We start from the raw sequence: 13,457 nt of genomic DNA, 5'->3' as shown, positions 1-13,457 counted from the left end.
TTACGGAAGTTTTACCGTAAAACGCCGGAGGCAGCTTATCGCGGATTCTTCAGAACCTTGCCCAGGAGAAAAATTTCAGATGACTTGTCGCGGCTGGCCTTCGGCTTCTTCGACATTACCGTCTTGAATTCTGCGCGAAATTTGTGCACCAGTTCGTTGTAACCGGTGCCGTTGAAGCATTTCACGAGTACCGAGCCGGTCGGCTTCATGTGCGCCTGGGCGAATTCAATTGCCAGATCGATAAGATGTTCGACCCGCGCCGCATCGGAAATTGCCACGCCGGACAGGTTCGGCGCCATGTCGGACAGCACCAGGTCGACTTGGCGGCCGTCCAGGATCGCTTCCAGCTGGCGCAGGGAATCCTCCTCGCGGAAGTCGCCCTGGATGAAGTGGACGTCGGCGATCGGATCCATCGGCAGCATGTCCAGTCCGATGATGGTGCCGCGGATGCCGCCGCCTTCGAGGCCGGCCAGCTTGTTGCGGGCATATTGCGACCAGCTGCCGGGCGTCGAACCAAGGTCGACGATCACCTGGCCGGGCTTGATCAGCTTTTCTTCCTCGTCGATTTCCTTGAGCTTGTAAGCCGCGCGCGCGCGGTAGCCTTCCTTTTGCGCAAGCTTCACATACGGGTCGTTAATGTGATCGTGCAGCCAGTTTTTGTTTAATTTCTTCTTTGCCATTCGCGTAGAATACTGGTTTTAAATATTGAGGGACAGAGTTCGGTCCGGTTCTTGCCGGCCCCAGGCGACAAGCCGCTCTCCCACCGGAAACAAACTATGTTGAAACTTACTCCTGCAGAGCGCAGTGAATTGCGCGCCGAAGCGCATGGCCTGAGCCCTGTCGTGATCATCGGCGAAGGCGGCCTGACCGCCGGCGTCACCAAGGAAATCGATGCCAGTCTGAACGCCCACGGTCTCATCAAGGTCCGCGTATTCGGCGATGACCGCGAGGCGCGCGTCGCCATCTACGACACCATCTGCGAACAACTCAAGGCAGCGCCGGTGCAACACATCGGCAAACTGCTGGTGATCTTCCGTCCCAAGAAGGACGCCGTCAAGGAACGCAGCGAGACACGCGGCAAGGGCATGCGCGAAGTCACCATCGTCAAACCCAGCGCCAGCGGCACCAAGCGTCCATCGGTGACCAAGGTCATGATCAAGGGCAACGAACGCGTCACTGCGGGCGGCTCGATCAAGCGCGCCAAACCGCGTCAGAAAAGCGCCAAGAAATCCATGGGCTGATCATCCCACCATCGGATTTAGCAAGAAAAAATGCCCGCTTCAGCGGGCATTTTTTTAACCATCGCAGTGCCGTAAATTATTTTCAGCTTATCCACAGCACCTGCGTCGGCCTTTGCGCTACGACTTAAACGTAGCGCACTTCCAGGATTTCATACTCGCGCACGCCCGACGGCGCTTCGACGGCAACCACATCGCCGGCGCTCTTGCCGATCAATGCACGCGCGATCGGCGACGTCACCGACACCTTCGAGACCTTGATATCGGCTTCGTCGATGCCGACGATCTGATAGGTGACCTTTTCACCGCTGTCCAGGTTTTCCAGATCGACCGTCGCGGCAAACACCACGCGTCCATCGGCGCCCGAGCTCAAGGTCGCAGGATCGACGACCAGCGACGAACCCAGCTTGCCTTCGAGGTCGGCAATGCGGCCTTCGATGAAGGCCTGGCGTTCCTTGGCGGCATCGTATTCGGCGTTTTCCGACAGATCGCCTTGCGCGCGCGCTTCGGCAATCGCGTTGATGACTGCTGGACGTTCTTTGGTTTTCAGACGCTGCAACTCTTCCTTCAGAAGCTCTGCACCATACTTGGTGATGGGAACTGTACTCATAAAACTCTCAACAAAAAAATGAGGCACTTTTGTATGACTTGCCCCATAAGGCTGTTGGGACATTGCCCTGGAAACGGTGGCCCGCCCAGCGCAATGTCCCAACAGCCCTTGCGGGCAAATACAGAGTTTGCCGTTAAAAAAGACACAGAGGGCATCGAATACTCAGATGCCCTCTGTGGCTAGCAATAAAACGTGTATGTGGGTTTAGTGTATAGCTTTATGCAGCCCTTGTAAATCATACACATCCAGCGCATTCAGATGACGCATGCCCTCGACCGCAGCCTCTGCACCGGCGATGGTCGTGAACGTCGTCACGCGCGCTGCCAGTGCCGAAGTACGGATCGCACCGGAGTCGGCAATCGCCGTGCGCTTCTCTTCGACCGTGTTGACCACGAGTGTGATCTCGTTGTTCTTGATCATGTCGACGATATGCGGACGACCTTCCACCACCTTGTTCACGGTCGCGACAGGAATACCCGCAGCGCTGACGGCCGCAGCCGTACCCTTGGTCGCAACGATGGAGAAGCCGAGACCGACCAGATCCTTCGCCACTTGCACCGCACGCGGCTTGTCGCTGCCTTTGACGCTCAGGAACACCTTGCCCGATGTCGGCAACTTGACGCCTGCGCCCAGTTGCGACTTCACGAAGGCTTCGCCGAAGGTCTTGCCCACGCCCATGACTTCGCCGGTCGACTTCATCTCAGGTCCGAGAATGGTGTCGACGCCCGGGAACTTCACGAACGGGAACACGGCTTCCTTGACGCTGAAGTAAGGCGGGATCACTTCGTTCTTGATGCCCTGGCTGTCCAGCGACTGGCCGACCATGCAGCGTGCTGCAATCTTTGCCAGTTGCAAGCCGGTCGCCTTGGACACGAACGGCACGGTACGCGACGCGCGCGGGTTCACTTCCAGCACGAAGACGACGTCTTGCAGTTTGCCGTCGACTTCGGTTTGCTGGATCGCGAACTGCACGTTCATCAGGCCGACCACGTTCAGACCCTTGGCCATCAATGCGGTCTGGCGCTTCAGTTCTTCGATGGTGTCTTTCGCCAGCGAGTAAGGCGGCAGCGAGCACGCCGAGTCGCCCGAGTGCACGCCGGCTTGTTCAATGTGTTCCATCACGCCGCCGATGAAGGTGCGCTCGCCATCCGATAGGCAGTCGACGTCGACTTCGATCGCGTCGTTCAGGAAGCGGTCCAGCAATACCGGCGAATCGTGCGAGACCTTGACCGCTTCACGCATGTAGCGCTCGAGGTCGCGTTGCTCGTGGACGATTTCCATTGCGCGGCCGCCCAGCACGTACGACGGACGCACCACCAGCGGATAACCGATTTCCTGCGCCAGGCGCAGTGCGTCGGCTTCAGTACGTGCAGTGCGGTTCGGCGGTTGACGCAGGCCGAGGTCTTGCAGCAGTTTTTGGAAACGTTCGCGATCTTCTGCAGCATCGATCATATCCGGCGAAGTACCGACGATAGGCACGCCGTTGGCTTCCAGATCCAGCGCCAGCTTCAGCGGTGTCTGGCCGCCGTACTGCACGATCACGCCGTATGGTTTTTCCAGCGCGACGATTTCCAGCACATCTTCCAGCGTCAGCGATTCGAAGTACAGACGGTCGGACGTGTCGTAGTCGGTCGAGACGGTTTCCGGATTGCAGTTGACCATGATGGTTTCGTAACCGTCTTCGCGCATTGCCAGCGCAGCGTGCACGCAGCAATAGTCGAATTCGATACCCTGGCCGATGCGGTTCGGACCGCCGCCCAGCACCATGATCTTCTTCTTGTCGGTCGGCTTCGACTCGCACTCTTCCTCATAGGTCGAGTACATGTACGCGGTGTTGGTCGAGAATTCGCCGGCGCAAGTGTCGACGCGCTTGTAGACCGGACGGATGTTCAGCGCATGGCGCTTCTCGCGCACGGCGGTGTCGGTAACCTTCAGCAACTTGGCCAGGCGACGGTCGGCGAAGCCCTTTTGCTTGAGCTTGTACAGCGTGGCCTTGTCCAGGCCTTCCAGCGTCTGGCCGTTTTCCAGCCACAGCTCGATGTCGACGATTTCCTTGATCTGCGACAGGAACCACGGATCGATGTGCGTCAGGCCATGCACTTCTTCCAGCGTGAAACCTTGTGCGAACGCATCGCCCACGTACCAGATACGGTCGGGACCGGGCTCGCCCAGTTCTTCCTTGATGGTTTCGTGGTCGGTGGTCTTTTCGTTCATGCCGTCGACGCCGACTTCCAGGCCGCGCAGGGCTTTCTGGAACGATTCCTGGAAGGTGCGGCCGATCGCCATGACTTCACCGACCGACTTCATTTGCGTGGTCAGGTGGTTGTCGGCTTGCGGGAATTTCTCGAACGCAAAACGCGGGATCTTGGTGACGACGTAGTCGATCGACGGTTCGAACGAAGCCGGGGTCGCGCCGCCGGTGATTTCGTTGCGCAGCTCATCCAGCGTGAAGCCGACTGCCAGCTTGGCGGCGATCTTGGCGATCGGGAAACCGGTCGCTTTCGAAGCCAGCGCCGAGGAGCGCGAGACGCGCGGATTCATTTCGATGACGATCATGCGGCCGTCGGCCGGATTGACCGAGAACTGCACGTTGGAGCCGCCGGTGTCGACGCCGATTTCACGCAGCACCGCCAGCGAGGCGTTACGCATGATCTGGTATTCCTTGTCGGTCAGCGTTTGCGCTGGCGCGACGGTGATGGAGTCGCCGGTATGCACGCCCATCGGATCCAGGTTTTCGATCGAGCAAACAATGATGCAGTTGTCGGCCTTGTCGCGCACGACTTCCATCTCGTACTCTTTCCAGCCGATCAGCGATTCTTCAATCAGCAGTTCGGTGGTCGGCGAGGCTTCCAGGCCGCGCTTGCAGATGGTTTCGAATTCTTCGGCGTTGTAGGCGATACCACCGCCGGTGCCGCCCATGGTGAACGAGGGGCGGATGATGACCGGGAAGCCCAGTTCCTTCTGCACCGCCCAGGACTCTTCCAGGGTGTGCGACACGCCCGAGCGTGCGGAGCCCAGACCGATCTTGGTCATGGCGTCCTTGAACTTGGAGCGGTCTTCGGCCTTGTCGATGGCTTCCGGCGAGGCGCCGATCAGTTCGCAACCGTATTTTTCGAGCACGCCGTTGCGGTGCAGGTCGAGTGCGCAATTCAGCGCAGTCTGGCCGCCCATGGTCGGCAGGATCGCGTCCGGCTTTTCCTTGGCGATGATGCGCTCCACCACTTGCCAGGTAATCGGCTCGATGTAGGTGACGTCGGCCATTTCAGGGTCGGTCATGATGGTCGCAGGATTGCTGTTGACCAGGATGACTTTGTAGCCCTCTTCACGCAGCGCCTTACAGGCTTGCGCGCCGGAATAGTCGAATTCGCAGGCCTGACCGATGATGATCGGACCAGCGCCGATGATCAGAATGCTTTTAATGTCGTTACGCTTAGGCATGTTTCTTTTTCTCCATCATCGCCACAAATTTATCGAACAGGGGGGCGATGTCATGCGGCCCGGGCGATGCTTCGGGGTGGCCCTGGAAGCAGAACGCAGGCTTATCGGTACGGGCAAAACCTTGCAGCGAGCCGTCGAACAGCGACACGTGCGTGACGCGGCAGTTGGCCGGCAAGGTCGCGGCATCCACGGCGAAACCGTGGTTTTGCGAAGTGATCAGTACTTGCTTGGTGTCCAGATCCTGAACCGGATGGTTAGCGCCGTGGTGGCCGAACTTCATCTTCAGCGTCTTGGCACCGGAAGCCAGCGCCATGATTTGGTGGCCGAGGCAGATGCCGAAGGTCGGGATGCCGCGCTCAATCAGTTCCTTCGACGCGGCAATCGCGTAGTCGCATGGTTCCGGATCGCCTGGACCATTGGACAGGAAGATGCCGTCCGGATTCAGCGCCAGCGCTTCGGCGGCGGACGCCTGCGCCGGCAGCACGGTCACTTTGCAGCCCCGCTCGGCGAGCATGCGCAGGATGTTGTACTTGACGCCGTAGTCGAACGCGACCACGTGGAATTTCGGGGTGATCTGCTGACCGTAGCCGCGACCCAGTTTCCACTCGGTCTCGGTCCAGTTGTAGGCTTGCTTGGTCGACACAACCTTCGCCAGGTCCATGCCGGCCAGTCCCGGGAAACCGCGCGCCAGTTCCAGCGCCTTGGCGGTTGCCGCTTCGATGTTGGTGTCGCCGGCAACGATGGCGCCGCCTTGCGCGCCCTTTTCACGCAGGATGCGGGTCAGCTTGCGCGTGTCGATATCGGCAATGGCCACAATGTTGCTGGCTTGCAGGTATTCGGTCAGTGTCTGCTTGGTGCGAAAATTGGAAGTCAGGCGCGGCAGATCCTTGATGATCAGGCCGGCAGCGTGAATCTGGGAGGCTTCAATGTCTTCGGGATTAACGCCGGTATTGCCGATATGCGGGTAAGTCAGTGTGACGATCTGTTGGCTGTAGCTGGGATCGGTCAGAATTTCCTGGTAGCCGGTCATGGCAGTGTTGAAAACCACCTCACCTGTCGTGTTGCCGGCAGCGCCGATGGAAACACCAAGAAAAACGGACCCGTCTGCTAGCGCGAGGATGGCCGGAACGGTAGGGCCAGAAAGAAGAGGCAGCAAGGGTAACTCCTGAGATTGTTACCGCCGCTGGCCTGACCAGATCGTGCTGCAGAGATTCTGCACTCAGTTACCCAACCGACGACCGGCGCAAATTCCCCGTTTTGATGCAAGGAGGAGCTTGGTTGGCGTGCTGGGACGAGATGGAGGATTCGGTATGCGCTACGGCGGAATTTAAATTAGCTAAACCGCTCGATTATAGCGCAAAATGCGCCCCCCAGCAAATCCTAAGATTGCCGGAAAGCGCATTTCAAGAGCTTGCCGGGAGTCAAAAACCGGCTAAAAATCAACTAATTAGCGAATCGATCACACGCCAATCAGGAAGATTACAGACCCAGTGCAGCGATGCCTGCCTTGCCGATCTGCACGTCTTCCGATGACTTCACGCCCGACACGCCGACCGCGCCGACACATTGACCGTCGACCACGATAGGCACGCCGCCTTCCAGCAGGCCGTCCAGTTCAGGCGCACACAGGAAGGAGAAACGGCCATTGTTGATCATGTCTTCGTAAATCTTGGTTTCGCGGCGACCCAGCGCGGCGGTCTTGGCCTTGGCCGGAGCGATGTGCGACGAAGCAGGCGCCGCGCCGTCCAGGCGTTGCAACCACAGCAAGTGACCGCCATCGTCGACGATGGCAATGACGACCGCCCAGTTATTGGCTTTTGCTTCGGCTTCGGCGCCGGCGGCAATTTTCTTCAGATCGTCGAGGGTCAGATACGGTTTCGTTTGCATGATGCTCCCAAATAGCTCAAGTAAAAAAGAATGCTGATTGTAATTCGAGATTGGCGCGCTGGCACAAAATATGCAAAAGCCCAGCGATGTCCTGCTCATTGAGGGGCATCCTCCTACAGCGTAAGGCATTGACTTTATTGCAATTTTTGTAGGAAAACGTGAAATAAGCTTTTGACATTACTGGCTAAATTGTTTACATTCCAGCAGTCATACCGATAGGGAAATGTCCTGATGACAACACGCAACGCCGCAAAAACCAGCCGACTCCGACGACACCTCGCAAAATCATGCGTGCTGGCGGCCGGATTCTGGTTCTGCAGCACCGCGTGGAGTATCGAAACACCTCTTCAGCAAGACTCTCTTCCTCCCGGCAAAGCAAACATCGCTCTCGCCAAACTGCACGACATCACCAACCGCGCTTCCGAACTCGCTGTCCAGGCATTGAGCATGCTCGGCATCAACTATCGTTACGGCGGCACATCGCCGGAGACCGGCCTGGATTGCAGCGGCCTGGTACGTTACGTATTCAAGGAAGCGCTCGGCACCGATTTGCCGCGTACGTCGGCGGAGATCAGCCGCGTCGGTGAAAAAGTCGTCGACCTGCGTCCGGGCGACCTGGTGTTCTACAATACGCTGCGTCGCGGCTTCTCGCATGTCGGCATCTACCTTGGCGACGGCAAATTCATCCACTCGCCTTCCGCCGGCGGCCAGGTGCGCATCGAAGACATGGATGTGGCTTACTGGAAAAAGCGCTTTAATGGTGCGCGCCGCATTTCGGCGACTGCTGAAGACACGCAATAAGTTCCTGCGGAACATCAGTCCCGCAATCCCTTCATCACCTTCTTATATTAATGAGCCGGCGCACGGATCGCTTCCGGCCCCCTCGCGATTTTTCGCCTGGCAACCCAGATCAGTTCCCGCCCTTGAGTTTCAGCTTCGCCTTCAGATCCGCCATCGCCTTCATGGTCGCCTGCTCACCGGCCAGGATCGCCAGATTGCGTCCGGCGAAGTCGCTGCCCTTCATCGCGCCCAACCCCGGCTGAATCACGACGTCGGCATCCTTGAGCTCGTAGTTGTTGATGCTCTGCCCCATGATCGCGAACGTTTGCAGCATGACGTCGACCGAGCTGGCCGAGGCCTGCGCTTCAGGCTGGGCCGAGATATTCACGGCAATGACAAAGTCTGCCCCCATCTCGCGCGCGAAATGAACCGGCACCGGCGCCACCAGGCCGCCGTCCACGTAGTAGTGGTCGCCGATCTTGACCGACTGGAACACCCCCGGCACCGCCGACGAGGCGCGCACCGCGATGCCGGCATTGCCGCGCCGGAACAGGATCGCCTGCCCGGTCTTGAGATCGGTCGCCACGGCGCCGAACGGAATCTTGAATTTTTCGATCGGCAGGTTGTTTACCGAGCGGTTGACGTAGGACTGCACGCCCTCGCCCTTGAGCACGCCGCTGACCTTGGCGAAGAATGGCACCGACCAGTCTGAAATGGTCGCCTCGTCCATGTCCAGCGCCAGCTTCTGCAAGGCAAAACCGTTGTTGCCGGCAGCGTAAAGCGCGCCGACCAGGCTGCCGGCGCTGGTGCCGACCACGATGTCGGGCACGATGCCTTGCGACTCCAGTGCCTTGATCACACCCACGTGCGCAAAACCGCGCGCGGCGCCGCCGCCCAGGGCGAGAGCGATCTTCGGTTTTTGCGGCGGCTTGGCGACCGGGGCAACCACCGCCACCGGAGACGGCGCTTCGGCGGGCCTGGTCGGCATCAGGCTGCAGGCGGACAAAACGGAAATAAGGAGTGCGGAGAAAGTACGGCGCAAAGCGGACATGTCATCGGGGGAAGAGTCGCGGCCTGAACGGGCTGCGGGACTCGGGCATTGTAGCCCAAACTCCACTCCCTCCTCCCCCGCATTGCCCTCGTGTCTGCGTCTAATATATAATGAGAATAATTCTTATTTAATTAAAGCAACACAGGGCAAGGGGAAAACAGATGGCGGCTACCGACTCGTCACTGCTGCAGGTGCAGACGCTGTACAGCCATCACGGCTGGCTGCTGGGCTGGCTGCGACGCAAGCTGGGCCACGTGTCCGGCAACGCGGAAGCGGCCGATCTGGCGCAGGACACCTTCGTGCGCATCCTGGTCTCCCATCAGCGCGAGCAAACGCCGGAACTGAGGTTGCGCGAACCGCGCGCCTATCTGGTGACGGTCGCCACGCGCGTGCTGTTCAATCACTACCGCCGGCTGTCTCTGGAGCAAGCCTATCTGCAGGCGCTGGAACAAATGCCGCAAGCACTGGCGCCGTCGCCCGAAGAACGCCTGCTGCTGCTGGAAACCCTCAACGAAGTCGATGCCATGTTGGACGCGTTGCCCGCCAAGGCCCGCAGCGCCTTCCTCCTGTCCCAGCTGGAAGGCTTGTCCTACCAGGAGATCGCCGATCAGCTCGACGTCAGCGTACGTACCGTCAAACGCTACATGGCGCTGGCCTTCGAAGAATGCATCATGCTGGGGAACTGACGTTGGCCAAACGCATGACCGGACGCACGTCGTCGCCGGAGACTCCATCCTTCGAACGTGCCATCGCCAGGCAAGCCGCACAATGGCTGGTCAAGCTGCATGACACCCCCGTCAGCGCCGCCGACCTCGACGCCTGCGCACGCTGGCGCGCCGCCCATCCCGAACACGAACGCGCCTGGCAGCGCGCCGAACAAGTCAGCAGCAAGCTCGGCGGACTGCCCGGCGGCATCGCGCTGCAAAGCCTCAACCGCGGCAGCCGTGTGGAGCGCCGCGCGGTGCTCAAGACGCTGTTGCTGCTGATGTCGGCCCCGGTCGGCTACGCCACTTACCGCACCCTGCCGTGGGAGCAATGGAGCGCCGACCTGCGCACCGGCGCGGGCGAACGCCGCACTGTGGCGCTGGCCGATGGCAGCGAGCTGATTCTCAATACCGCCACCGCGGTCGACGTGCGCTTCGATGCTCAGCAGCGGCTGCTGGTGCTGCATGCCGGCGAAATCATGATCCGCACCGCGCGAGATCCTGCCACGGCACAGGGAAGCAGCCGGCCCTTCGTAGTCCGCACTGCGCAAGGCAACATCCGCGCCCTCGGCACGCGCTTCATCGTGTCGGCCGCCGACACCCATCCGACCATGGCGCCGGCTACACGCGTCACGGTGCTCGAACATGCCGTCGAAATCCGTCCCGCCATCGACGCAGGCCATACGCGCGTGGTCGAAGCCGGCCAGCAGGTCAGCTTCAACGGCAGCGAGATCGGCGCACCCCAACCTGCCGACCGCTACGCTGCAGCCTGGGTCGATGGCAAACTGATCGTCAACGCCATGCGGCTGGACGATTTCGTCGCGCAACTCGGCCGCTATCGCCGCGGCCTGCTGCGCTGTGATCCGCAGACTGCCGACCTGCGCATTTCGGGCGCCTTCCAGCTGGACAACATCGACGGCATCCTCAACGCGCTGCCCGACACGTTGCCGGTCGCAGTGTTGTATCGCTCACGTTACTGGGTCACGGTGATTCCCTCGCCGACGGCATCCTGAGGCGGCGTTCACCGTAGCGCCGAAGTTTTCAAAAATATTTTCATTTTCTTTGTCCCCTTTTACGTCCCCCGCGTGTCATCGAGATAAGAAGCGCTATCCGATCATCCGACCAGGGACATTCACCATGCAGCAAGCACGTCAGCAACCTTCTTCGGCCGCACCCGCGGCTGCTTCCATTCTGCGCAGTGCGCCCAAGGCGATGCATTACGCCGTGCGCGGCGCCGTGCTGAGCCTGGCGCTGGCCGCGCCGTTGCAGCACGCGATTGCCGCCGAGACCAACGCCACGGCCGCCAGCGCCAACACCACACGTCGTCATTTCGACATCTCCGCCGGCCCGCTGGGCGACGCCCTGAGCCGTTTTGCCAGCAGCGCCGGCGTCACCATGCAAATGGATGCGCGCCTGGTCGAAGGCCGCCGCAGCAATGCACTCAACGGCAACTACACCGTGGCGGAAGGCTTTGCCGCACTACTCGGCAACGCCGGCCTGCGCGCCGTCGAAAGCTCCGCCAACACTTACGTGTTGCAACCGGGAGCCACCGCAACGCCGGGCGCCAACGCCGCGCCGCAGAGCTTGCCTGCCGTCAGCGTCAACGCCGCCGCGGAACGCGAGAATCCGCTGGGTCCCGTCGCCGGCTACGTTGCCACGCGCAGCCGCACCGGCACCAAGACCGACACCTCGCTGAAGGAAACCCCGCAAACCATCTCCGTCATCACGCGCGAGCAACTCGATGCGCAAGGCGTCGAGAGCATCGCCGAAAGCCTGCGCTACACGCCCGGCGTGGTCACGCAGTACGGCAACACCGACCTGCGCTACGACTGGCTGACCGTGCGCGGCTTCGTGCCGGGACGTTACCTCGACGGCCTGCGCCTGCCCTTCGGCTCGCGCGGCTATTCGCAACCGCGCATCGAACCGTTCGGCCTGGAACGCATTGAAGTCCTCAAGGGGCCGAGCTCGCTGCTGTATGGCCAGGGCACGCCGGGTGGACTGGTCAACATGGTGAGCAAGCGTCCGACCACCGACGCCGTGCATGAAATCGAACTGCAATACGGCAGCCACAACCGCAAGCAACTGGCGCTGGACCTAGGCGGCAAGCTCGATGAAACCGGCGAACTCAGCTATCGGCTGGTCGGCCTGACGCGCCGTAGCGACACCGCCTACAACTACGTCAACGAAGAGAAGACCTACATTGCGCCGTCCCTGACCTGGCGTCCGAATAGCGACACGCACCTGACGCTGATGGCGCAGTACCAGAAGATCAGTTCCCAAGGCGGCGGCGGCGCGCCGGTGCTGCCGGCCAACGGCACGCTCTACACCAGCGTCTTCAAGGCGCTGCCGCTGGAGACGTTTGCCGGCGACCCGAACTTCGACCACTACAGCAACGAGCAATATTTTCTCGGCTATGAATTCGAGCATCGCCTGAACGACACCTGGACCGTGCGACAGAACCTGCGCTACGGCGAGACCATGTCCGATACCAAGCGCGTGCAGCTGTTCTGCCTGACGACCGCGTGCAACCCGGCCAGCATGGGCCGCTATGCATGGGCCTTCCCGGAAAAATCGAAACTGTTCACCGTCGACAACCAGGTCCAGGGCATCTTCACTACCGGCGCGGTCAAGCAGACCGTGCTGGCCGGCGTGGACTATTCTTCCGAGCGTTCGGTCTACGACGAATCCTCGCTGAGCCCGTTGCCGACAGCACTCAACCTCTATGCGCCGGTGTACGTCCCGTATAGCGGCGCGATTCCGCCGGTGGCGACGCACATCGAACAAAATCGCGATCAACTCGGCGCCTATCTGCAAGACCAGATCAAGCTCGATCGCTGGACGCTGGTGACCGGCGGCCGCTACGACTGGGCCGATACCACCACGCGTACGGTGACCAGCGCGGCCAACACGCGCGTCAAGCAAAGCGACGGCGCCTTCACCGGCCGCCTCGGCCTGCTGTACAGCTTCGACAACGGCATCACGCCTTACGCCAGCTACTCGACCTCGTTCCAGCCGGCGGTCGGCACCAGCCGCACGCTGCAACCGTTCCAGCCTACCAAGGGCAAGCAATACGAAGCCGGCGTCAAATACCAGCCTGACGGTTCCAACACCATGATCACGCTGTCGGCCTATCAGCTGACCCAGCAAAATGTCAGCACGCCCGATCCGGTCAACACCAACTTCAGCGTCCAGACCGGCGAAGTACGCATGCGCGGCATCGAACTGGAAGGCAAGGTCAAGTTGCAGAAGGGTCTCGATCTGATCGCCTCCTACGGTTACACCGACAGCAAGATCACCAAGGCCAACCCCAGCGGCACGGTCAACACCACCGGCAATCGCCTGGCCTTCGTGCCGCGCAACCAGGCCAGCGCCTGGCTCGATTACACGGTGCAAAGCGAAGCACTGGCCGGCCTCGGCATGGGCGTCGGCGCGCGCCATATCGGCGAGAACTACGGCGACAACGCCAACGTGTACCACATGCCCGGCGTGACGCTGTTTGATGCAGCAATCCGTTTCGACTTCGGCAAGAACAATCCGCAGCTGAAGGGCTTGCGCGCGTCGATCAACGCCGCCAACCTCCTCAACAAGACCTATGTCGCGGCTTGCCTCTCGGCCACCGGCTGCTACTACGGCGATGGTCGCAATGTTTATCTGACCGTGAAATACGGCTGGTAATTTCTCTCCACGGCCGGACGCCCGTCCGGCCGTATCGCTTCCTCCGCAACGCCCCGCGCTCTGCTCGTCGCACG

11 protein-coding genes are annotated in these 13,457 nt (G+C 60.6%); 5 read left to right on the top strand and 6 right to left on the bottom strand.

Annotation, left to right across the window (positions count from 1 at the left end):
* Positions 1–35 precede the first annotated feature (35 nt).
* Positions 36–680 carry an RlmE family RNA methyltransferase gene (locus ACIROW_RS13110; protein WP_402276145.1) on the bottom strand — a complete coding sequence of 215 codons (645 nt, stop codon included), beginning with the start codon at positions 678–680 and terminating at the stop codon, positions 36–38.
* A gap of 96 nt (positions 681–776) precedes the next feature.
* Here ACIROW_RS13110 and ACIROW_RS13105 point away from each other — a divergent pair, with 96 nt between their 5' ends.
* Positions 777–1,241 carry a YhbY family RNA-binding protein gene (locus tag ACIROW_RS13105; protein WP_402276143.1) on the top strand — a complete coding sequence of 155 codons (465 nt, stop codon included), beginning with the start codon at positions 777–779 and terminating at the stop codon, positions 1,239–1,241.
* Positions 1,242–1,365: 124 nt separating this feature from the next.
* Here the strand turns inward: ACIROW_RS13105 and greA are convergent, their stop codons facing one another.
* From greA to ACIROW_RS13085, 4 genes are all read right to left on the bottom strand, one after another.
* Positions 1,366–1,848 carry a transcription elongation factor GreA gene (gene greA, locus ACIROW_RS13100; RefSeq protein WP_053199973.1) on the bottom strand — a complete coding sequence of 161 codons (483 nt, stop codon included), beginning with the start codon at positions 1,846–1,848 and terminating at the stop codon, positions 1,366–1,368.
* A gap of 204 nt (positions 1,849–2,052) precedes the next feature.
* The gene (gene carB / locus ACIROW_RS13095; protein ID WP_402276140.1) at positions 2,053–5,286 is read right to left on the bottom strand and encodes a carbamoyl-phosphate synthase large subunit; all 3,234 of its coding nucleotides are present in this window, start codon (positions 5,284–5,286) and stop codon (positions 2,053–2,055) included.
* Complete coding sequence (gene carA, locus ACIROW_RS13090; protein WP_402276138.1) at positions 5,279–6,442, bottom strand: glutamine-hydrolyzing carbamoyl-phosphate synthase small subunit; 1,164 nt, start codon at positions 6,440–6,442, stop codon at positions 5,279–5,281. Before carA ends, carB begins: the two co-directional genes overlap by 8 nt.
* Positions 6,443–6,765: 323 nt before the next feature.
* Positions 6,766–7,173: a heme-binding protein gene (locus tag ACIROW_RS13085; RefSeq protein ID WP_116435047.1), complete on the bottom strand. Its 408-nt coding sequence runs from the start codon at positions 7,171–7,173 to the stop codon at positions 6,766–6,768.
* A gap of 231 nt (positions 7,174–7,404) precedes the next feature.
* On the opposite strand from ACIROW_RS13085, the gene ACIROW_RS13080 reads away from it, so the two are divergent.
* Complete coding sequence (locus tag ACIROW_RS13080) at positions 7,405–7,974, top strand: C40 family peptidase (protein WP_402276136.1); 570 nt, start codon at positions 7,405–7,407, stop codon at positions 7,972–7,974.
* 109 nt (positions 7,975–8,083) lie between these two features.
* On the opposite strand, the gene ACIROW_RS13075 is transcribed toward ACIROW_RS13080, so the two are convergent.
* Positions 8,084–9,004, bottom strand: a complete 921-nt coding sequence (locus ACIROW_RS13075) for a patatin-like phospholipase family protein (protein WP_402276134.1) — start codon at positions 9,002–9,004, stop codon at positions 8,084–8,086.
* A gap of 161 nt (positions 9,005–9,165) precedes the next feature.
* On the opposite strand from ACIROW_RS13075, the gene ACIROW_RS13070 reads away from it, so the two are divergent.
* The 3 genes from ACIROW_RS13070 to ACIROW_RS13060 all read left to right on the top strand — a co-directional run bounded on the left by ACIROW_RS13070 (position 9,166) and on the right by ACIROW_RS13060 (position 13,383).
* Positions 9,166–9,690, top strand: a complete 525-nt coding sequence (locus tag ACIROW_RS13070; RefSeq protein ID WP_402276131.1) for a sigma-70 family RNA polymerase sigma factor — start codon at positions 9,166–9,168, stop codon at positions 9,688–9,690.
* Positions 9,691–9,692: 2 nt separating this feature from the next.
* A complete protein-coding gene (locus ACIROW_RS13065) occupies positions 9,693–10,721 on the top strand; it encodes a FecR domain-containing protein (protein WP_402276129.1) in 1,029 nt (342 codons plus the stop codon).
* Positions 10,722–10,845: 124 nt separating this feature from the next.
* Entirely contained in the window at positions 10,846–13,383 is a 2,538-nt protein-coding gene (locus ACIROW_RS13060) for a TonB-dependent siderophore receptor (protein ID WP_402276127.1), read from the top strand.
* Positions 13,384–13,457 lie beyond the last annotated feature (74 nt).

Origin of the sequence: Herbaspirillum sp. NPDC101397 (assembly GCF_044767325.1) — a bacterium.
Classification (GTDB): Bacteria; Pseudomonadota; Gammaproteobacteria; order Burkholderiales; family Burkholderiaceae_D; genus Herbaspirillum.
This window is presented reverse-complemented; position numbering and strand designations above follow the sequence as displayed.

What these genes read in the sequence shown, in the direction of transcription:
- ACIROW_RS13085 (WP_116435047.1), bottom strand. Translation starts at nt 7,173, where the DNA reads ATGCAAACGAAACCGTATCTGACCCTCGACGATCTGAAGAAAATTGCC.
- carB (WP_402276140.1), bottom strand. Translation starts at nt 5,286, where the DNA reads ATGCCTAAGCGTAACGACATTAAAAGCATTCTGATCATCGGCGCTGGT.
- ACIROW_RS13075 (WP_402276134.1), bottom strand. Translation starts at nt 9,004, where the DNA reads ATGTCCGCTTTGCGCCGTACTTTCTCCGCACTCCTTATTTCCGTTTTG.
- ACIROW_RS13110 (WP_402276145.1), bottom strand. Translation starts at nt 680, where the DNA reads ATGGCAAAGAAGAAATTAAACAAAAACTGGCTGCACGATCACATTAAC.
- greA (WP_053199973.1), bottom strand. Translation starts at nt 1,848, where the DNA reads ATGAGTACAGTTCCCATCACCAAGTATGGTGCAGAGCTTCTGAAGGAA.
- ACIROW_RS13105 (WP_402276143.1), top strand. Translation starts at nt 777, where the DNA reads ATGTTGAAACTTACTCCTGCAGAGCGCAGTGAATTGCGCGCCGAAGCG.
- ACIROW_RS13060 (WP_402276127.1), top strand. Translation starts at nt 10,846, where the DNA reads ATGCAGCAAGCACGTCAGCAACCTTCTTCGGCCGCACCCGCGGCTGCT.
- ACIROW_RS13070 (WP_402276131.1), top strand. Translation starts at nt 9,166, where the DNA reads ATGGCGGCTACCGACTCGTCACTGCTGCAGGTGCAGACGCTGTACAGC.
- ACIROW_RS13080 (WP_402276136.1), top strand. Translation starts at nt 7,405, where the DNA reads ATGACAACACGCAACGCCGCAAAAACCAGCCGACTCCGACGACACCTC.